This is a genomic window from Rhizobacter sp. P5_C2, from assembly GCF_054049715.1.
Genome location: NZ_JBFULV010000004.1, coordinates 14,909 through 35,167 on the forward strand (window position 1 = coordinate 14,909; position 20,259 = coordinate 35,167).

18 protein-coding genes and 1 tRNA gene are annotated in these 20,259 nt (G+C 68.6%); 14 read left to right on the forward strand and 5 right to left on the reverse strand.

Annotated elements, in window-relative coordinates; genetic code table 11:
• The first annotated feature begins 93 nt into the window (after positions 1–93).
• The 7 genes from ACXJLU_RS02020 (at position 94) to ACXJLU_RS02050 (ending at position 7,837) form a co-directional block, all read left to right on the forward strand.
• The gene (locus ACXJLU_RS02020) at positions 94–1,140 is read left to right on the forward strand and encodes a DUF2169 family type VI secretion system accessory protein (RefSeq protein WP_457328835.1); all 1,047 of its coding nucleotides are present in this window, start codon (positions 94–96) and stop codon (positions 1,138–1,140) included.
• On the forward strand, positions 1,137–2,171 hold the full coding sequence (locus tag ACXJLU_RS02025; RefSeq protein WP_457328836.1) for a hypothetical protein: 1,035 nt from the start codon (positions 1,137–1,139) through the stop codon (positions 2,169–2,171). Before ACXJLU_RS02020 ends, ACXJLU_RS02025 begins: the two co-directional genes overlap by 4 nt.
• Before the next feature lie 5 nt (positions 2,172–2,176).
• Positions 2,177–3,076, forward strand: a complete 900-nt coding sequence (locus ACXJLU_RS02030; RefSeq protein WP_457328837.1) for a DUF4150 domain-containing protein — start codon at positions 2,177–2,179, stop codon at positions 3,074–3,076.
• A 43-nt stretch (positions 3,077–3,119) separates the two neighbouring features.
• A complete protein-coding gene (locus ACXJLU_RS02035) occupies positions 3,120–4,022 on the forward strand; it encodes a type VI immunity family protein (protein WP_457328838.1) in 903 nt (300 codons plus the stop codon).
• 197 nt (positions 4,023–4,219) lie between these two features.
• The gene (locus ACXJLU_RS02040) at positions 4,220–6,061 is read left to right on the forward strand and encodes an RICIN domain-containing protein (RefSeq protein ID WP_457328839.1); all 1,842 of its coding nucleotides are present in this window, start codon (positions 4,220–4,222) and stop codon (positions 6,059–6,061) included.
• A 107-nt stretch (positions 6,062–6,168) separates the two neighbouring features.
• Positions 6,169–6,477 (forward strand): helix-turn-helix transcriptional regulator, encoded by a 309-nt coding sequence (locus ACXJLU_RS02045; RefSeq protein ID WP_457328841.1) that lies wholly within the window; start codon positions 6,169–6,171, stop codon positions 6,475–6,477.
• Complete coding sequence (locus ACXJLU_RS02050) at positions 6,467–7,837, forward strand: type II toxin-antitoxin system HipA family toxin (RefSeq protein ID WP_457328842.1); 1,371 nt, start codon at positions 6,467–6,469, stop codon at positions 7,835–7,837. Before ACXJLU_RS02045 ends, ACXJLU_RS02050 begins: the two co-directional genes overlap by 11 nt.
• On the opposite strand, the gene ACXJLU_RS02055 is transcribed toward ACXJLU_RS02050, so the two are convergent.
• Genes ACXJLU_RS02055 through ACXJLU_RS02070 form a run of 4 tightly spaced genes read right to left on the reverse strand, consistent with a single transcriptional unit; the run spans position 7,834 to position 12,796 of the window.
• Positions 7,834–9,201, reverse strand: a complete 1,368-nt coding sequence (locus ACXJLU_RS02055; protein WP_457328843.1) for an MATE family efflux transporter — start codon at positions 9,199–9,201, stop codon at positions 7,834–7,836. The genes ACXJLU_RS02050 and ACXJLU_RS02055 overlap by 4 nt on opposite strands.
• A 29-nt stretch (positions 9,202–9,230) precedes the next feature.
• Positions 9,231–10,685, reverse strand: coding sequence for an ATP-binding protein (locus ACXJLU_RS02060; RefSeq protein WP_457328844.1), 1,455 nt, complete (start codon positions 10,683–10,685; stop codon positions 9,231–9,233).
• Entirely contained in the window at positions 10,678–11,409 is a 732-nt protein-coding gene (locus ACXJLU_RS02065) for a response regulator (protein WP_073463999.1), read from the reverse strand. Before ACXJLU_RS02065 ends, ACXJLU_RS02060 begins: the two co-directional genes overlap by 8 nt.
• A 10-nt stretch (positions 11,410–11,419) precedes the next feature.
• Positions 11,420–12,796 carry an ABC transporter substrate-binding protein gene (locus ACXJLU_RS02070; protein WP_457328845.1) on the reverse strand — a complete coding sequence of 459 codons (1,377 nt, stop codon included), beginning with the start codon at positions 12,794–12,796 and terminating at the stop codon, positions 11,420–11,422.
• A gap of 133 nt (positions 12,797–12,929) precedes the next feature.
• Here ACXJLU_RS02070 and ACXJLU_RS02075 point away from each other — a divergent pair, with 133 nt between their 5' ends.
• The 6 genes from ACXJLU_RS02075 (at position 12,930) to ACXJLU_RS02100 (ending at position 18,485) form a co-directional block, all read left to right on the forward strand.
• Complete coding sequence (locus ACXJLU_RS02075) at positions 12,930–14,177, forward strand: ABC transporter substrate-binding protein (protein WP_457328846.1); 1,248 nt, start codon at positions 12,930–12,932, stop codon at positions 14,175–14,177.
• 4 nt (positions 14,178–14,181) lie between these two features.
• Entirely contained in the window at positions 14,182–15,096 is a 915-nt protein-coding gene (locus tag ACXJLU_RS02080) for a carbohydrate ABC transporter permease (protein ID WP_457328847.1), read from the forward strand.
• On the forward strand, positions 15,093–15,920 hold the full coding sequence (locus ACXJLU_RS02085; protein ID WP_457328848.1) for a carbohydrate ABC transporter permease: 828 nt from the start codon (positions 15,093–15,095) through the stop codon (positions 15,918–15,920). Before ACXJLU_RS02080 ends, ACXJLU_RS02085 begins: the two co-directional genes overlap by 4 nt.
• 13 nt (positions 15,921–15,933) lie before the next feature.
• Positions 15,934–17,091: an ABC transporter ATP-binding protein gene (locus ACXJLU_RS02090; RefSeq protein WP_457328849.1), complete on the forward strand. Its 1,158-nt coding sequence runs from the start codon at positions 15,934–15,936 to the stop codon at positions 17,089–17,091.
• 99 nt (positions 17,092–17,190) lie between these two features.
• Entirely contained in the window at positions 17,191–18,105 is a 915-nt protein-coding gene (locus ACXJLU_RS02095) for an SHOCT domain-containing protein (protein WP_457328850.1), read from the forward strand.
• A gap of 119 nt (positions 18,106–18,224) precedes the next feature.
• The gene (locus ACXJLU_RS02100) at positions 18,225–18,485 is read left to right on the forward strand and encodes a hypothetical protein (protein WP_073464119.1); all 261 of its coding nucleotides are present in this window, start codon (positions 18,225–18,227) and stop codon (positions 18,483–18,485) included.
• A gap of 190 nt (positions 18,486–18,675) precedes the next feature.
• Here the strand turns inward: ACXJLU_RS02100 and ACXJLU_RS02105 are convergent, their stop codons facing one another.
• Complete coding sequence (locus ACXJLU_RS02105) at positions 18,676–20,070, reverse strand: class II fumarate hydratase (RefSeq protein WP_457328851.1); 1,395 nt, start codon at positions 20,068–20,070, stop codon at positions 18,676–18,678.
• Between the two features lie 92 nt (positions 20,071–20,162).
• On the opposite strand from ACXJLU_RS02105, the gene ACXJLU_RS02110 reads away from it, so the two are divergent.
• Positions 20,163–20,249: transfer RNA gene (locus ACXJLU_RS02110), tRNA-Leu, on the forward strand.
• The last annotated feature ends 10 nt before the right edge of the window (positions 20,250–20,259 follow it).

Genomic DNA, 20,259 nt, shown 5'->3' on the forward strand with positions numbered 1-20,259 from the left:
ATTTCCGCGGGTTCATTCGCAGTTCAACGCACCAGGGCAGGCGGTGACGGGCTCCCCGGCGGGGCCCGCGGCCGTGCAGAGAGGCTGCTTCCCATGTGGCAAACCGAGAACCGGACACCCTTCGGGGTCGAGCGGTGCGGCGTTCGAGATCGCGATGGCTCAGAGGTGTGGCTGGTCGCATTGAAGGCCAGCTTCGACATCCACCCCGACGGCTCGCTCGGCATCGCCGACAAGCAGGATCAGGTAGCACTGGCGCCGGCCTTCTTCGGCGACCCGTCGACCTCCAGCCTCGCACATGAGGCTGACATCGTCTGGGCGCGGCCGGGCACCGATGTCTTCGTTCGCGGGTGCGCGCATGCGCCGGCCGGACCGGTTCAGCGTCTGCAGGTGGGATTCCGGGTCGGGCCGGTGCAGCGCACCGCAACCGTCATCGGCGACAGGGTCTGGGAACGCGGGCTGCTCGGCACGCTGCATCCCGGCGAGCCGATGGCGTTTTCTTCGATGCCATTGACCTGGGAGCGCGCCTTCGGCGGCAGCGGTCCTGCATCGGTCCCAACGAGCTGGGAGCCGCGCAATCCGGTCGGACGCGGACTTGCAGGCGCAAATGGCAGCCTGAGCGGCTCGGCCTTGCCGAACATCGAAGATCCGGCGCACTTGATCGACAGCGTGCGTGATCATCCGGCGCCCGTCGGTTTCGGTCCGGTGGCGCGGCACTGGCAGCCGCGCGCACGCTACGCAGGCACCTATGACGCCATTTGGCAGCGCGAACGCAGGCCGCTGCTGCCAGACGACTTCGACCTGCGCTACCAACGCGCCGCGCCCGTTCTGCAGCAGGTGGACGGTTTTCTCGAGGGTGGCGAGGAGGTCAGGTTGGTGCACCTCCATTCGCGGGCCGCGATGTGTGCCTTCCGGCTGCCCGTGGTGCGTCCGACCTTTCGCACGCTCTTCCGGGGCCGGGCCAGCGTCGAGCATGCCGGCCGGATCACGAGCGTCACGCTCGACACCGAGCGTGCGCGGCTGGCGATGGTGTGGGTCAGCGAGCTGGCCTGTCATCACGACATCCAGCGCCTGCGCGTCACGCAGATCGGATTGAGCGGTCCGGTGCGACTGCGCCAGCACCACGCCGGAGAAGCGTCATGACCATCGTCGCCGTGGCGGGCATCGGTGCGATCACGGCAATCGGCCTGTGTGCACACTCGACGATGGCGGCACAGCGTGCCGGTATTTCCGGACAGGGCGAGCACGCGCAATTTCTTGATCGTCAGGGCGAGCCGATGCGCGTCGCCGCCGTGCCCTGGGGCGAGACGGACGGGCCGGTCATCGAGCGGCTTGTCGATCTGGCCGTCCAGGCTGCCCAGGACGCTGTGGCGGGTGTCGACGGCCCCATGGCCATCGACGTCATGTTGGCGCTGCCGGAGCCCCGTCCTGGCCTGCCGGAGGGGTTCGCCGTCGAGGTGGGAACCCGCTTTGCCGAAGCCTTTCGCGAAGTCACGGCCGGCGGCAAGGTCAAGGTACTGGCGCGCGGCCATGCGGGCGGGCTGGCGCTGATGGGCCGGGCGGTCGAGCTGTTGCGTGAGCGCCCGGATCGGGCGGTGCTCGTCGGCGGCGTCGACAGCTGGCTGGTGTCCGAGACCCTTGAGTGGCTCGATGCCATCGAGGCCCTGCATTCCGATGCAATGCCGTGGGGGTTCTGTCCGGGTGAGGCCGCCGCGTTCTGCTTGCTGTGCTGCGAGGCGCCGCCCGCCTCGCGCCTGGTGCTGCTGGGTGCCGGCCATGCCATCGAGCGGCAACGCATCCGCGAGCGCAGCGTGTGCATCGGCGAGGGACTGAGTGCGGCCTGGCGAGGTGCTCTCGAGGGGGCTGTGCAAGCGAAGCGGCGCGTCGACCAGGTCTGGTGCGACCTCAACAGCGAACCCTATCGCGGCGACGAGATTGCATTGACGGTCGCTCGCACGCGAGAGCACCTGGCGGAGTCGGTCGACATCGTCACGCCGGCGGATTCGTGGGGCGACGTCGGTGCGGCGACCGGCCCGCTGTTGCTGGCTGCGGCCGAAATGGCCGCCGCGAAGAACTATGCCGCCGGACCGATGAGCCTGCTGTCGGCTTCTTCCGACGGCGGCCCGCGCTCCGCGCTGACCGTCTGCGATCGACTGCGTATCCACGAGGAGTAGCCGCCATGGCCGTGACCGTCAATGCCAACGGGCTGTCCGTGTCGCACAAGGGCAGCAACGGCTTCTCCGTTGCCACCTTGCCCGACGTGTGCAAGACCCCCACGCCGGGCGGGCCGGTGCCGATGCCGTATCCCAACGTTGCGCGCTCGGGCGACCTCGCCGACGGGACGGTCACCGTGAAGGCCGATGGCGGCAACATGATCGCGATCAAGGGCTCGCACTACCAGATGTCGACCGGCGACGAGCCGGGCACGCTGGGTGGCGTGACCTCGAACACCTTCAAGAAGGAAACTGACTGGATCACCTACTCGTTCGACGTGAAGATGGACGGCGCGAACGTCTGTCGATTGACCGACAAGAAGTTCCACAACCACAAGAACACGGTCGACGCGATGGGCGACGTCGAGATGGCGACCGCGATCGCGGCGTTGAAGGTGATCGCGCAGGCTTGTGACCTGGCCGTCAACGACCAATGGGACGAAGAGCATCCCGATGGGCCGAAGCATGACGACTGCTGGGCCTCTTCCGGCGAAAGCATGTGGGACTCCAGGCTCGGCAAGGAAGTCGACAAGCCGGTGCAGGTCAAGCTCGGATCGCTGAAGGAAGATTGCGTGCAGGCCAACACCCCGGCGAACGACTACATGCTCTGGCAGCAGAACTTCGACAAAGACGGCAATTCGAAATCGCACCCCGTCAAGGGCGGGTCGCGGCCGGACTTGCTGCTGACGAGCGAGGGCTGCGTGGACACGGCCACCGGAGTGGTCGACAGGAGCAAGGTCACCGGGGTCGTCGACCTGAAGTTTCCCTGTCCATCCGAGCAGAAGAAGACCGGACAGTGGAGCAAGGGTCAGGCCGAGAAGTACCGCGAGATGTTCAAGGTCGAGCCGGTGCTGGTCTATCCATGATGCGAATGCCTGATACAAGCCAAGCTGATGCGAAGGACCGATGATGTGGCCGCCCCTTGAAGTTCGTGACGACGAAGGCCGTGTCATCGCGGTCGATGCGTTCACCGTGGTGTTCTTCGTCGACGAGGTGCACGAGGCCTGCGCCGGCCGCATCGCGGATGCCGTCGAGCAGGTGGTGGCGTTCGCGGGGCCGGCGGCGTTTCGGTACCAGGTGGACGACGACGGCGACACGCTGCCCGTGACGGGTACCGGCCTGCAATCGCTGGTGGCCACGCTGCGTGAATCGGCCGGGGAAGGCGAGGGCGGCATCAGCCTGATCGGTGACGATGTCGACGTGACCGGCCGCGACCTTTACTACTACGGGCAGGCCAAGCCGAGCGAGACACGACCGGACTGGCGCAACGTCTTCAGCTTCCGCCTGTCGCGCGAGATCTTCGAGCAGCGGGGCACCGAAGCCGTGTCCGTATTCGTGCGCACGCTGGCCGAGGGGGTCCCCTTTTCCTTCGCCTACGCGAGCCCTTGCGTGGCCTACCTTCACGACGCCACGCCGGCGGCGCGCGTGGCACGGCGGTACCCGGGATTCGACGTTCTGAAGCCGGGAGCCGCGGCGACCGGCATTGGCGACCGAATGGCCGGTGTCTACTGGCTGTCGTACCTCGGCCGCGAACTCGCGGAGAAGATGGCGGCTGCTCCGGGGCTTGCCGCCGTGTTGCCGCACGTCGCGTCGGTGACGAGCCTGGCGCAGGGCAAGGTCGAACTCCGGATGAGCAGCGAGCCGTTGGTCGGCGACGTCAATCGGCAGGATCGCCTGCAACCCTACCGCGACGTGGCGAGGCTTCTCGCGCCGCAACTCCAGATGCCGGAGCTGGCCTACTTCTTCGAAGCTGACGGCATCACGGCCGACCAAGAGGCCACGCGGGCTTGGCACCGGCGTTTTCTCGACTGACTGAAAGCGTTTCCAGTTTCCCCGGGCTGTTACGTAACACGGCGCAATCGACGCGACGCACCCGGACATCGATCGCCTGCTGGAACGGTGCGCCTTCGGTCGGCACAAGCGGGTTTCGGCTTGTTGCAATGACCCCGTTCGCGCTCGTGCGGTGCCCCTCCAGAATCCGCCTGCATTCACAGGGGGAGAGCACGTTCATGACAATTCACAGCACGGCCCGCACGGCGGGCCACATCTCGTTGCTGCCGCTGGCGATCGCCGCGGCGGCGCTTGTCGCGGCCTGCGGCAGCGGGGATGACAGCGCGTCGTCGTCCGCCAATGCCAACGCCGCCGCGCAAGGCGCTGGCCGCGAGGCCGCGGCGGGCATGTCCACCGCGACGCTGCCGGTCGGCCGCTACGTGATCGTCAATGCGCTCAGCGGCAAGTGCGTCGACGTGGCCGCGGCCAGCACCGCCGACGGCGGCAACATCCAGCAGGCCACCTGCAACGCCAACATGGCGCAGGCCTTCGACGTCTCGCAGCCGTCGGCTGGCGTCTACAAGCTGATCAACGTCGGCAGCGGCAAGGCGGTCGATGTCGCGTCGGCCGGCACCGGCGACGGCGCGAACATGCAGCAGTGGGCCGACAACGGCACCAACGCGCAGCGCTTTCGCATCGAGCGCGTGCAGGGCAACCGCTACGTGCTGACCAACGTCAACAGCAGCAAGTGCGTCGACGTCGCGAGCGCGTCGCTCAATGACGGCGCCAACATCCAGCAATGGAGCTGCAACGGCAGCGGCGCGCAGCAGTACCACTTCTACCCGCTGACGGCGACCGGCCGCGGCACGCTGCCGGTCGGGCAGTACACGATCAGTTCGAACCACTCGCACCTGTGCGTCGACATCCAGGGCGGCAGCGCGGCCGCCGGTGCGCCCGCGGTGCAGGCCACCTGCAGCAGCGCGCAGACGCAGAAGTTCGACGTGCTGCCGGAGCAAGGCGGCGCCTACCGTTTCTCGAACGCGCAGACGCACCAGTCGCTCGACATCGCCGGAGTCTCGACTGCCAGCGGCGCGCTGCTGACCCAGTGGGCCGACACCGCCGGCGACAACCAGCGCTTCCTCGTCAACGCGACGCCCGACGGCTACCAGGTCGTCGCGCGTCACAGCGGCAAGTGCCTGGACGTCGCCGAGTGGAGCACCGCGTCGGGCGGCAAGCTGCAGCAATGGGATTGCACCGGCACGCAGGCCAACCAGCGCTGGGCCTTCTCGGCCGGCAGCGGCGACACGACGACACCGACCCAGCCGCCGACCCAGCCGCCCGCGGGCTGGCGCCTGGTGTGGCAGGACGAGTTCAACGGCAGCGCGATCGACGGCAACAAGTGGGGCTTCGAGGTGAACGGCGGTGGCGGCGGCAACAACGAGCTGCAGTACTACACCGCGCGGGCCGAGAACGCATCGGTCGCCAACGGCGTGCTGAGCATCAAGGCGCTGAAGGAGCGCTTCTGCTCGACCGACGGCTGCCGCGACTACACCTCGGCACGGCTGCGCACGCTGAACAAGGGCGACTGGCTGTACGGCCGCATGGAAGCCCGCATCAAGCTGCCGGGCGGGCAGGGCCTGTGGCCGGCCTTCTGGATGCTGCCGTCCGATTCGGTCTATGGCGGCTGGGCGGCCAGCGGCGAGATCGACATCATGGAAGCGGTGAACGCCGGCGCGGCGGGCGGCAACACCGTCTACGGCACGCTGCACTACGGCGGCACCTGGCCGAACAACACCAACTCGGGCAAGCCCTTCGTGCCGGCGAGCAGCATCCTCAACGACTTCCACACCTACGCGGTGGAGTGGGAGCCGGGTGTCATCCGCCATTACGTCGACGGCACGCTGTACAACACGCAGACGCAGTGGTGGTCGAGTGGCGGCGCGTTCCCGGCACCGTTCGACAAGCGCTTCCACATCCTGCTGAACGTCGCGGTCGGCGGCAACTGGCCGGGCGCGCCGAACGGCGCCACGACCTTCCCGCAGCGCATGGACGTGGACTACGTGCGGGTGTACCAGCGCTGATGGCAACAAAGTAGCGTAAACCAGAAAAATGGCACTTTGGTGCCATTTTTCTTGCCCATCGAATGGCAATGAAGTAGTCTATTGACCATCAATAGCACTTCATTGCCATGAACACCACGAAGGAAGTCGCCGGCCTGCTGCGCTCGTCGCTGGCGCTTGCCGGCTTGACGCAGGCCGAACTGCGGGCCCAGGCCGGCGTGTCGCAGCGCACCTTGACCAACGTGCTCAGCGGCACCGAGGACTTCAAGCTCAGCACTTTGCTGGCCCTGGCCGACCGGCTGGGCCTGGAGCTGCTGCTGGTGCCCAAGGGCGCGGCGGCCGCGGTCGACGCCGGGCAGACGGCGCCGCCGCAGGTCCGGTCGCGCGTGGTGGCGGCGCTGGAGGCGGTGCGCCCGCGCGACGGCGATGAACGTTGAGGCGCTGGCGATCCTGCTGGGCGAACGGCGCCGCATCGGCGTGCTGTTCCGCTACGAACTCGCGGCCGACACGGTCGTGACGCGCTTCGTGGCCGACGAGGCCTTCGTGCAGTCGATGCCGCAGCCGACGGTGTCGGCTGCTTGGCTGGCCGAATCGCCGCTGCAGCAGCAGGCCTTGTGGCGCGACGTGCGCTCGGTGGCCTTCAACGGCCGCCACTCCAGCCGCAACGGCTGGCTGCTGCCGGCCTTCTTCCAGAACCTGCTGCCCGAGGGCGTGTTCCGCGACCGCGTGGCCGAGCTGCGCGGCTGCGATCCGCATGATCACTTCGAGATGCTGGCGGCATGCGGCCGCGACCTGCCGGGCAACCTGTATGCACTGCCGGTGGCGCTGTCGCGCGACGAGCTGGCCCGCTACGTGACGCAGCACCAGGACGCGCTGGAGATGTCGGTCACCGCCGACCCGCTGGAAGACGGGGTGTCGCTGTCGGGCGTGCAACCGAAGGTGGGCGCGATCCGCGACGGCGAGCGCTACGTCGCCCGCACGCGCGACCATGACACCCACATCATCGCGAAGCTGCCGGTGGTGGCGCAGCCGCGGCTGCCGGAGGTGGAGGATCTGTCGCTGCGCCTGGCGGCGGCAGCGGGCGTCGAGGTGTGCGAGGCCTGGCTGGAGCCCTTGGCCAAGCTGTCCATCCTGCATGGCTACGACCTCGGCGACAGCGATGCGCAGACGCGCTTCCTGGCCGTGCGCCGTTTCGACCGCAGCCCGGCGGGCCGCGTCCACAACGAGGATTTCGCGCAGGTGCTGGGCGTGATGCCGGAGGACAAGTACGGCGGTGTGGCGGGTGATGCGGCGCGCAGCTATGTCGATGTCGCGGCCGTGCTGCTGGGCTTCGACAGCCTGGGCGAGTCGGCGGTGCACGAACTGCTGCGCCGGCTGGTCGTCAACGAGATGCTGGGCAACCCCGACATGCACCTGAAGAACATGGGCCTGGTCTATCCGGATGGCGTGGCGCCGCGTTTCGCGCCGGCCTACGACGTGGTGGCCTATGCCGCCTACAGCCGCCACCAGGGCCACGCGCTGGCCTTGCTGCCGGCGGCGCTAGCCCCTGTGGCGGGACGGCTGCGGCAGCAGCAGCTGTCGCCGGCGGTGGTGCGGGCGTTCTGCGCGGCGTTGCGCATCCCGGAGAAGCCGGCGGCCACCGCGATCCGCGAGGCGGTGCGTGCGGCAGTCGGGCAGTGGCGCGGCCTGATCGAGGCGTCGGCGCTGACGAGCTTGCAGAAGTCGCGCCTGCTCGCGCATTTCGACGCGCACCCGATGGTGCAGTCGATCGCGAAGCGCGTGGCGAACCGGCCCTAGACCAGCCGCTCGATCTTCGTCTTGCGCCACACCAGCCGGTAGAACGCCGACTGCAGCACCAGCATCGAGACGAACGCGATCGGGTACGACCACCAGACGCCTTCGAGGCCGATGCGTTGCGACAGCCCGTAGGCGGCCGGTACCTCGATCGCGACGATGCAGAAGATCGAGATCGACATCGGCACGAGCACGGTGCCCGAGGCGCGCATCACGCCGCTGACGACCGACGCGCAGCCGAACACGACGCTGCTCCACAGCATGATGTGCAGCAGCGTCTGCGCGAGTTCGATGACCGGCTGGCTGGTGATGAAGAGCGCGATCAGGTGGCGCGAGAACAGGTAGCCGATGACGACCAGCGTGCCGGTGATCACGAGGTTGAGGATGATGCCGGTGCGGGTGATCGCGCCGAGCTTGTCGGTGCGGCCGGCGCCGATGGCCTGGGCACCGAGGATCGACGCGGTGATCGCGATCGACAGCGCCGGAAACTGCACGTAGTTGACGACCTGGTTGACGGCACCATAGGCCGCGGTGGCGTCCGAGCCGAAGCGGTTGACGAGGGCCAGCAGCGCGATCTCGGCCAGCGAGATGACGACCATCTGGATGCCGGTGGGCATGCCGATCTTCAGCACCAGCCTGAGCAGTTGCGGCTGGATGCGCAGCGAGCGCAGCAGTTCGCGGTCGGGCGACAGCGGGTGCTTTGCGCGCTTCAGGTGCACGCCGAGGTAGAGCAGCGCGGCGATGAACGACACGATGGAGGCCGCCGCCGCGCTGGTGACGCCGAGCTGCGGCAGGCCACCCCAGCCGCGGATGAACGCGGGCGTCATCACGCACGAAACGATGGTCGACAGCAGCAAGGCGTAGAGCGGCGTGACGGTATCGCCGACGCCGCGCAGCAGCTGCGTGATCAGGATGAACACCATCAGCCCGGGCATCGCGAGCATCATCAGCCGGGCATAGCCGATGGCATCGTCGACCACGTCGGCGGGCGTGCCGAGCGCATGCAGCAGGTGCTCGGTGAACACGCCGCCGAACAGCGCGATCACGAGGCCCACCCCGAAGCCGAGCGTGATGGCCGTGCCGGCGATCGCCTTGACCTTGTGCGTCTCCTTCGCGCCCCAGGCCTGGCCGATCAGCACCGAGCCGCCGGCGCCGATGCCGATCACCAACGTGATGAAGAAGAACACGATCGGGAAGACGGCGGCTGTGGCAGCCAAGGCACGTGTGCCGAGCATCTGGCCGACGAACACCGCGTTGAAGGTGCCCGACAGGCCCTGCAGCACGTTGCCGACGATCATCGGGCCGAGGAAGGCGAGGAAGATGCGCCACAGGGGGCGCGTGTCTGTGGCGATCGATGGGCGGTTCATGGGATCGGCATGATGCCAGTGTTCGCGGCTCAAGCCGGCAAGCTCAACGCTGCCACCAGCCCGCCATCCGGATGATTGCGCAGCCGCACATCCCCGCCATGCTCGCGCGCAATGCGGCGCGCGATCGACAGCCCGAGCCCGGACCCGTCGGCATGCATCTGCCGACCATGCTCGAGCCGCACATAGGGCTCGAAGATCTCCTCGAGCGAATCCTCCGGCAGCCCCGGCCCGTGGTCGCGCACCAGCACCGAGCACTTGCCGTCGCCCAGCTCGGCACCGACCTCGATCTCGCGGCCGTAGCGCAGGCCGTTGTCGATCAGGTTGCCCAACGCACGCTTCAGCGCCAGCGGCCGGCCCGTCACCGCGATCGGCGGCAATGACACGGTGATCTTCGCGCCCGAGGCCAGCGCCGCCGAGGTCAGCCGCTCGACCAGCCGGTCCAGCCGCACCTCGGCCAGGTTCTCGTGCACGTCGCTGTCCTTCACGCTCTGCAACGCGCCCTTGACCATCATGTCCAGCTCGTCCAGGTCTTCATGGAAATCGGCCCGCACCGCATCGTCGTCCAGCAGCTCGGTGCGCAGCTTCAATCGCATGATCGGCGTCTTCAGATCGTGCGAGATGCTGCCGAACAGCCGCTCCCGGTCCTCGACGAAACGCTGGATGCGCGCCTGCATCTCGTTGAAGGCGCGCGCCGTGCGCTGCAGCTCCACCGTGCCGGTCTCGGGCACCTGGTTCGGGTGCATCGCGTTGCCGAACTCGCTCGCCGCCTGCGCCAGCCGCGACAACGGCCGCGTCAGGCTGCGCGCCACCAGCAGCACCAGCAACAGCACCGTCACCAGCGTCGCGCCCTGCAGCAGCAGCCGGTCGCTGCTCAGCGGGTTCGCGTTGTCGAGGAAGTAGGGATCGGGCAGGGTCGTCGCCAGCAACAGCCAGCCGCCCGCCTCGATCTCGGCCTGGATCACCAGCAGCGGCGCCGGCCGCGGACGCAGCAGCAGCGAGGCTTCGACCCAGCTCTCCGGCAGCTCGCGCAGCGTGCGGCCGTCATCGGCCACCACCAGCGTGTCGGGCCAGGCGAAGGAGGCCTCGAACGAGGTGGTGTCGCCCACCTGCGCCAGCAGCCGCTCGCGCACGCCGCGCACCACCGTCTCCGACAGCCGCGACGGCGCGAACGCACCGGTCGGCACGCGCGCATGGTTCACGTTGACGAAGAAGCGCGTGCCGCCCATCGTGCGCAACTGCTCGATCAGCAGCGGCCGGTATTGCGGCGGCAAATCGCGAAAGAAGCGGATCGCGCCGGCCGCGCTCTGCGCGGTCTGCTGCGCCGCATCGCGTGCATCGCGCAACGCGTTCGCGCGCAGCTGCCAGGCCCAGATCGCGGTGCCCAGCAACTGGCTCAGCAGCACGCCGGCCACCATCATCAGCATGATCCGGCCGCGCAGCGTGCGCGGCAGCAGCCGCTGCGACGAAGCTCGCCAGTCAATCATGCGACGCCAGCACCTCGACCGAGAACACGTAGCCGCTGCTGCGCACCGTCTTGATCAGCGCCGGCTGCTTGCCGTCGTCGCCCAGCCGCTGCCGCAGCCGGCTCACCTGCACGTCGAGCGAGCGGTCGGCCGGGCCGAGGTCGCGGCCGCGCGTCTGCTCCATCAAGCGCGCCCGCTCCATCACCTCGCCGGCATGCTCGGCCAGCAAACGCAGCAGGTCGAAATCCATCGCGGTCAGCGCCAGCGGCTGGCCGTCCGGCCCGGTCACCGTGCGCTCCAGCCGATCGAGCCGGAACCCGGCGAAGCGCAGGTAGCGCGCCGTCGCGCCGCCCTCGGTCTGCCCGGCGCGCCGGTGGATCGCCTTGATGCGCGCCAGCAGCTCGCGCGGGTTGTAGGGCTTGCCGATGTAGTCGTCGGCACCGAGCTCCAGGCCGACGATGCGCTCGGTGTCGTCCGCGCTCGCGGTCAGCATGATGATCGGCAGCGTCGGCGCGCGCTGCCGCACCATCTGGCACAGCGCGAAGCCGTCGGTGTCGGGCAGCATCACATCGAGGATCACCAAACTGAGGTCGTCGCGGTAGCGCTCGAAGCCGCTGCGAAAGCTCGCGCCGTCGGCCGCGAGTTGCACCACGTACTGGTGCTTCTCCAGGTACAGCTTCAGCAGCTGACGGGTCTTCTGGTCGTCGTCGACGGCGAGGATGGTGCGCTTGCGGGCGAGGGTCATGGCGAGAGATTCATGGAGAGCTGGTCGACCGGGCCGCGCTGCGGATCAGCGCCACCAAGCGCTCCTGCGCCCGGCCGGGCGTGACGGCAGGGTCCTTCACGTAGCGGTGCAGCGCATCGGCCAGCGCATCCTTGGTGGCCTCGTCGGCCGCCATCCGGTGCGCGATGCTCGGCAGCTGCGGGCTGTCGGTGCGCTTCAGCGTCTGCCACGAATCGCGCGCGCACTCGTCGAGCTGCGTGGGGTCGATGTCGTCGCGCACCGGCACCGAGCCCTTGGCCTGGTTGTACGCGAGCTGCGCTGCCGGCGACACCACCACCTCGGCCATGCGCTCCTGCTCGGCCTCGCGCTTCTTCGTGCCGACCAGCATCGCCAGCGTGTCGATGCTGTACAGGTGCATGCCGGCCGTGCCGGGCACCGGCGCGCAGCCGTAGTCGCGGCCGGCCTGCGCGCCCCAGGCCGTCAGCTCGCCCCCCGTCCAGTCGCCCATGATCAGCATGCCGGCGTCGCCGGTGAAGAGCTGGCGCGCCGACGCGGTCCAGCGTTGCTCGATGGCCGTCTCGCCGTTCAGCCGCCGCAGCCAGCGCAGCCGCTCCAGCGCCTTCGCGACGCGCGGATCCTGCCAGGCCTGCCAGCGCTGCGTGGCGGCCAGCTCGGCATACAGCGCCGGCCCGGCCTCGGAGAGCAGCAGCGTCTCGAACACGGTCGCGATCTGCCACGGCTCGTCGCTCCATGCGAACGGTGCGATGCCGGCACCGCGCAAGGTCGCGGCCGCCTGCTCGACGTCGCTCCAGGTCTTCGGGGCATTGAGCTTCAGCCGCAACCACACCCGCTGGTTGTAGAACAGCGTGTTGATGCGGTGCACGCCGAGCGGCGCTGCGACGATGCGGCCGCGGTGCGTGATCACGCGCTGCACCACCGGGAACAGCGACTGGGCCCAGCGGTTGCGCTGCGCCACCTCGTCGAGCGGCAGCACCAGGCCGAGGTCCGACCAGTCGGCCAGCGTGCGGCCGATCACCTGCGCGGCGTCGGGCGGGTCGCGCGCCAGCACGCGGCTGTTCAGCACCTTCATCGCGCCGCCACCGCCGCCGCCGGGGATCGCGGCGTCGTTCCAGCCGATGCCGCGCTTCTCCAGCTGCAGCACCAGCTGCTCGACCGCACGGCGCTCGCCGGCCGAGGTCCACCAGTGCAGCACGTCGAGCGTCTGCGCTGGCGCGCCGACCGCCGCGCCGGCCAGCAGGAGACCCAGGGCAAACCCGCGCCACGCGTCTTTCGAATCCCTGCGAATTGCAATGTTGTGTAAGGCGAGGGCCGCGGCACGTTCCTTCGCGGCACCTGCGCGGGCGCGCAGGGCAGCGTAAGGAACGGTGAGTGGGGCCGGTCGCCTCATGGTCGGAAATCCCTGGAATGACAAGCACTTGGCCGCGTATGGCCCGGCCGGGCGCGGACCCTTGTGCAGGCCTCGTGTCACACGGCGGCCGATGGTACCTTGCGCCCCGCCCACCTACCGAAGGAGACCGCCCATGAACCACCCCGTTCGCACCGCACTGGCTTGCGCCGCACTTGCCCTGACCGCGAGCGCCCAGGCCGGCTCGCTCGTCATCGAAAGCTGGCGCACCGACGACAAGGCGCTGTGGGACGAGGTGCTGCTGCCGGCCTTCACGAAGGCCCACCCCGGCATCACGGTGAAGTTCTCGCCGACCGCACCGCCGGAATACAACTCGGTGCTGAGCGCGCGCCTCTCGGCCGGCAGCGCCGGCGACCTGATCACCTGCCGCCCGTTCGACGTGGCGCTCGACCTGTACAAGAAGGGCCGCCTCGCGAAGCTCGACGGCGAGCCCGGCCTCGCGAACTTCCCCGATTCGGCCAAGGTCGCGTGGCAGACCGACGACGGCAAGGACACCTACTGCATGCCGATGGCCTCGGTGATCCACGGCTTCTTCTACAACAAGAAGATCTTCGCGGACGCCGGCGTCACGCCACCTGCCACCGAGGCCGAGTTCTTCGCGGTGCTCGACAAGATCAAGGCACAAGGCAAGGTCGCGCCGATCGCGCTCGGCACCGCCGACCAGTGGGAGACCAGCCAGATCGTCTTCACCGGGATCGGTCCGAACTACTGGAAGGGCGAAGAAGGCCGGCGCGCGTTGATCGCCGGCAAGAAGAAGTTCACCGACCCCGAGTTCGTCGACGTGTGGGCCACGATGGCCAAGTGGGCGGCCTACCTGCCCAAGGGCTACCAGGCCGAGACCTACGGCGATTCGCAGAACCTGTTCGCGTCCGGCAAGGCCGCGATCTACCCGACCGGCTCGTGGGACATCGCGTACTTCGAGAAGGAGCCCGGTTTCGAGTTCGGCGCCTTCCCGCCGCCAGTGCGCAAGGCCGGCGACGCCTGCTACATCTCGGACCACACCGACATCGGCATGGGCATCAACAAGGCCGGCAAGAACCCCGCGGATGCCAAGGTGTTCCTGACCTGGCTCGCGTCGAAGGAGTTCGCCGAGCTGTACACCAACAAGGCGACCGGCTTCTTCTCGCTGGCCAAGCACGCGGTCGACGTGAAGGACCCGGTGGCGCGGCAGATGATCGGTTGGCGCGCGCAATGCAAGTCGACCATCCGGCTGAACGCGCAGGTGATGAGCCGTGGCGAGCCGAGCATGGAGAACGAGCTGTGGACGGTGAACTCGCAGGTCATCAACGGCAAGCTCGCGCCGAAGGATGCCGCGCAGCGCATCCAATCCGGTTTCGCCAAGTGGTACGCACCCCAGAAGTGATTCGATGAGGTCTCGCTTCCCCTGGCATGTGCTGGTGTTCCTCGCACCGGCCGTGCTGGTCTACACCGCGTTCAGCGCCTGGCCGCTGGTCGACACGCTGCGCCTCAGCGCCTACGGCACCGATGCCGACGGCGTGGTCAGCTACGTCGGCCTGGCCAACTTCCGCACGCTGCTGTTCGATGCGCAGTGGTTCGAGAGCTTTCGCAACGCGCTGCTGAACAACGTCAAGTTCTTCGTCATCCACTCGCTGGTGCAGAACCCGGTCGCGCTGGTGCTGGCGGCGCTGCTGTCGCTGCGCGGCGTGCGCGGGGCAGCCGCCTATCGCACGGTGCTGTTCCTGCCGACGCTGCTGTCGGTGGTGATCATCGGCTTCAGCTGGCAGCTGATCCTGTCGCCGCTGTGGGGCGTCAGCGAGAAGCTGCTCGGCTTCGTCGGGCTGCAGCACTGGTTCGAGCCCTGGCTCGGCATGGAAGAAACCGCGTTGCCGACGCTGACGCTGATGTCGGTGTGGCAGTTCGTCGGCATCCCGATGATGCTGATCTACGCGGCCTTGATCGCGATCCCGGAGGACATCGTCGAGGCCGCCACCGTCGAGGGCRCCGGGCCGTGGCGCATCTTCTGGGCGATCCGGCTGCCGCTGATCCTGCCGACGCTCGGGCTGGTGAACATCCTCACCTTCGTCGGCAACTTCAATGCCTTTGACCTCATCTATGCGGTGAAAGGCGCTTCGGCCGGGCCCAATTTTTCCACCGACCTGCTGGGCACGCTGTTCTACCGCACCTTCTTCGGCTACCAGTCGCAGCCCGGCAGCGCGACGATGGGCGCGGCCCTGGCCACGCTGATGTTCCTGGTGATCCTGGCCGGCGTGGCGCTGTACCTGTTCATCGTGCAGCGGCGGCTGCGGAGGTATGCGCTGTGAGTCGCCTGCTGCGCTCGCTCTTCGTGCACCTGACGCTCGGCGGCTACGCGCTGCTGGTGCTGTTCCCGATCGTGATCGTGCTGGTCAACTCGTTCAAGACGCGGCGCGCGATCTTCGACGACCCGCTCGGGCTGCCGACCGCCGCGACGCTGAGCGTCGTGGGCTACGGCAAGGTGCTGGGCAATGCTGCCATCGGCAGCATGTTCGCCAACAGCGTCATCGTGACCGGCTGCTCGCTGGGGCTGATCCTGTTGTTCGGCGCGATGGCCGCGTGGGCGCTGACCGAGTACCGCTTTCCCGGCAACCGGCTGCTGGCGCTGTTCCTCGCGTTCGGGATCATGGTGCCGATCCGGCTCGGTTCGGTGTCGATCCTGCAGACCATGGTGGCGCTGGACCTCGTCAACACGCTGACCGCGCTGGTGCTGGTGTACGTGGCGCAGGGGCTGCCGCTGGCGATCCTGATCCTGTCGGAGTTCATCCGCCAGGTGCCTGGCGAGCTGAAGGACGCGGCGCGCTGCGACGGCGTCAGCGAGTACGTGATCTTCCTGCGCATCGTGCTGCCGCTGGTGCGGCCGGCGGTCGCGACGGTCGGCGTGTTCACGATGGTGCCGATCTGGAACGACCTGTGGTTCCCGCTGATCCTCGCGCCGTCGGAAGGCACGCAGACGCTGACGCTCGGCGTGCAGCAGTTCATCGGCCAGTTCGCGACCGACTGGAACGCCGTGCTGGCCGCGCTGTCGCTGGCGGTGCTGCCGGTGCTGGTGGTGTATGCGCTGCTGTCGCGGCAGCTGATCCGCGGCATCACGGCCGGCGCGTTGAAATGAACCTGAAGTTCCCATGACCCAAGTCACGCTGACCAACGTCTCGAAGTCCTATGGCGACACCGTCGTGCTGCAGGGCGTGAACCTCCAGATCGCCGACGGCGAGTTCGTCGTGCTGGTGGGCCCGAGCGGCTGCGGCAAGACCACGCTGCTGCGCATGATGTGCGGGCTGGAGGAGATCACCGGCGGCGAGCTGTCGATCGACGGCGTGGTCGTCAACCACCTGCCGCCGGCGCAGCGCGGCATCGCGATGGTGTTCCAGAGCTACGCGCTGTACCCGCACATGAGCGTGTTCGACAACATGGCCTTCGGCCTGAAGCTGCACGGCGCCGACCGGGCCGAGCGCAAGCGGCGCATCGAGGCGGCCGCCAAGGCGCTGCACATCGACCACCTGCTGCAGCGGCTGCCGCGCGAACTCTCGGGCGGGCAGCGCCAGCGCGTGGCGATCGGCCGCGCGATCGTGCGCAACCCGAAGCTCTTCCTGTTCGACGAACCGCTGTCGAACCTCGATGCCTCGCTGCGCGTGAAGACGCGCGTCGAGCTGGCACGGCTGCACCGCGAGCTGAAGGCGACGATGGTCTACGTGACGCACGACCAGGTCGAGGCGATGACGCTGGGCGACAAGATCGTCGTGATGCACGAAGGCCGGGTGCAGCAGGCCGGCACGCCGGTCGAGCTGTACGAGCAGCCGGCGAACCGCTTCGTCGCGACCTTCATCGGCTCGCCGTCGATCAACCTGCTGCCGGCGACGGTGTCGGCCAGCGGCGACGACGGCCTGGTGCTGGCGCTGGCGCGCGGCGCGCAGGCGAGGGCGCAGGTCGATGCCGCGGCGCTGCGCATCGGCCAGGCGGTGGAAATCGGCATCCGGCCGGAGCACTTCACGAGCGTCGTGCCCAATGCGATGGCCGCTGCCGCGCAGGACGGCGACGGCGTGCGCTTCGAGGGTGACGTGGTGCTGGTGGAGCAGCTCGGCGAATCGCACCTGGTCTACATGCGCACCGATGGCGGCGAAGAGCTGGTGATGCGCGGCAGCGCGCTGAGCCGCGCCCGACCCGGCGACCGGGCCGCCTGGCGCGCGCCGGCGCAGGCGCTGCACGTGTTCGATGCGGACGGGCGGGCGCAGCGGCGGCTGCAGTCGCTGGAATCCCTGGCGGGGACGCGGACAAACGCGTAGGTGCGGGGCCGTGTTGCAAAACTACAATGCGACCCGCGTCGCTGGTGCAACACGCCGGCAACGCGCCGATTTCCCCCGCATTCCGAGGACCGACCTACCGTGAAACGAGCATCTCTCTGGCTGAAGCTGGGTGTCGTGTCAGCCATCGTCGCAAGCAATGTGGGATCGGCACAGGCCGCCGGCCTGTTCGAGTCGATCCGGGGCCGCGAGGCTGCGCAGGCCGATTCGAACGGTGCGCAGGCCAAGCGGCGCATCTGGCGCATCCGCGAATTCAGCACCGTGCAACTGCTGGCCCGTGAGGCGGGTGCCCCGGAGAACCAGCACCCGGTGAAGCTGAACGTCGACGCGCTGCGGCTGGCGCTGGGCCAGTTCAAGTCGGTCGACATGCGCGGCAAGCAGCAGGCGCTGTTCGATGCCGAAGAGCTGGTCGAGATCAGCGAGCCGATCGCCCAGGCCTTCGCCAACGCCGAGCCCGGCGATGACGTGCTGCTGGTGTCGAGCGCGCGGCGCGAGGGCTTCCTGGCGCCTCCGACGGCCGTCACTGCCCGGCTGTTCATCGAAGGCGGCAACCTGAACTTCATCGCCCACGACACCGGCTTCGATTTCGTGCACATCGTGCGCTCGACCAGCATGTCGCCGAACTTCATCTACGGCACGCGCGGCAAGGCGTCGGATGTGAAGCTGGCCAGTGCCGGCGCGAGCAACCGCCGCGCCGATTGGCTGACGGTGTCGCTGACCCAGGCCACCACCGCACCGGTGCAGCCGCCCCCGCCGCCGATGGTGCTGGTGGCCCCGCCGCCTGCGGCCGCCACCACGTTTGCGACACCGCCGGCCGCGCCGCCGGTGGTCGCGGCACCGGTGCCGGCACCGGCCGCGCCGATCGTCCAGCCGGCCGATGCCAAGGCCGACGAGATCGAACGCCGCCTGAACGCGCTGAAGCAGCTGCGCGACAAGGGCCTGATCACCGACGACGAGTACAAGCAGAAGCGCAAGGAGATCCTGCAGTCGCTTTGACCTGAAGCCGCGATCCGACACCGCCCCCGGAAGAGGGCATCAATCAGGTGGATGGATTCGCCGGGACGCATCGAACATAGTCTCGCCTCGCGGCAGCGGTTGCCGGCGTGGAGTGCGAGATGCAGTTCGATCAGCAGTTCAACGAGGGTGATTTCCGGATCTACGTGGCCGCGGCAGACAGCGGCCGGGGCCGCGGCTACACCGCCGCGGTCGTCGTGAGCCGCGTGCGCGGCGCGGTGAACACCCCTTGCGAGGTGTATCGCGACACCTGCCTGGCCGGCGGCCACCGCTGGATCTCGCGCAATGCTGCGCTGTCGTATGCGGTGTCGGTGGGTCGGGAGATCGCGCACACCGAGCCGTCGCGGCTGGCGCATTGTTGAAGCTGCCTCCCCAAAGAAAAAGCGGATGGTGCAAGCACCATCCGCCTGAAGAAGCCGCAGTGTCATTGGGAGGAGGGAGGAGGTAACTGCGGCTCCGTGATCGGCACTCTAACGCTGTCGGCACCCTCAATTTGTAGGACGACATGCCTTTTTAGTTGCATGAGTGTTTCCTCGTGTGACCTCGGCGCGTTCAGCCGCCACCCCCGCCTTCGCCCTCGCCATCGGCCAGGCGCGACGGGTCGAGCAAGCGCTCGAGTTCGGCGCGGCCGAGCTCGGTTTGTTCGTTGGCCACATCAATGATCGGGCGGCCTTCGCGGTAGGCCTGCTTCGCGATCTCGGCGGCGCGCGCATAGCCGATCAGCGGGTTCAACGCGGTCACCAGGATCGGGTTGCGCGACAACGCATCGCGCAAACGATCGCCCCGTACCTTGAAGCCGGCGATCGACTTGTCGGCCAGCAGGCGGCTGACGTTGGCCAGCAGCTCCAGGCTCTCGACCAGGTTGCGCGCGACCAGTGGCAGCATCACGTTCAGCTCGAAGTTGCCGGACTGGCCGGCGATGGTGATGGCCGCGTCGTTGCCGATCACCTGGGCGGCGACCATCGTGGTCGCCTCCGGGATCACCGGGTTGACCTTGCCGGGCATGATCGACGAGCCGGGCTGCAGCGCCTGGAGCTCGATCTCGCCGAGGCCGGCCAGCGGGCCGGAGTTCATCCAGCGCAAGTCGTTGGCGATCTTCATCAGGCTCGCGGCCAGGCCCTTGAGCTGGCCGGAGACGGCGACGGCGGTGTCCTGCGCACCCATCAGCGCGAAGTAGTCGTCGCCCGGGCGGAACACCTGGCGCGTGAGGCCGGTGAGTTCTTCGCAGGCCAGCCGCGCGAAATCGGGGTGCGCATTGACGCCGGTGCCGACGGCGGTGCCGCCGAGCGCGAGCTGGGCCAGGTCGGCGCGCAGCGCCTCGAGCCGCGCGATCTGCGCGTCGACCTGCGAGGCCCAGCCGCCGAGCACTTGGCTCAGCCGCACCGGCATCGCGTCCATCAGGTGGGTGCGGCCGGTCTTCACATGGTCGTGCACGCTGCGGGCCTTGTCGCGCGTCACCTTCGACAGGTGGTGCAGCGCGGGCAGCAGCTGTTCGGCGAGCACGACGCCGGCGCTGACGTGGATCGCGCTCGGGATCACGTCGTTGCTGCTCTGGCCGTGGTTCACGTGGTCATTCGCCGAGACCGGGCGGCCGAGGCGGCGCGTCGCGAGCGTCGCGATCACCTCGTTGGCGTTCATGTTGGAGCTGGTGCCCGAGCCGGTCTGGAACACGTCGAGCGGGAAGTGCGGCATGAAGTCGCCATCGAGCAGCTCGCGGCAGGCTGCCTCGATCGCCTGCGCGGTGTCGGGCTCGATCGTGCCCAGGCGCGCATTGGCGCGGGCGGCGGCGAGCTTCAGCTGGATCAGTGCGCGGATGAAGGCAGCCGGCAGCCGGCCGCCGCTGACCGGGAAGTTGAGCACCGCGCGCTGGGTCTGCGCGCCGTAGAGGGCGTCGGCGGGGACGGCGATGTCGCCGAGGCTGTCGTGTTCGAGGCGGGTCGCGGGCATGGGCGTGTCGGAGGAAGAGGGAGGTATGGATCATGGCCGAGGCCGCCCGACCTCGACGCATGCATTGATAATCGCCGCTCGATGTGCCCGCTGCCGGCGTGGCGAAATCGGTATACGCAAGGGACTTAAAATCCCTCCTCTTCACGGAGATGCGGGTTCAAGTCCCGCCGCCGGCACCATGGACACGGT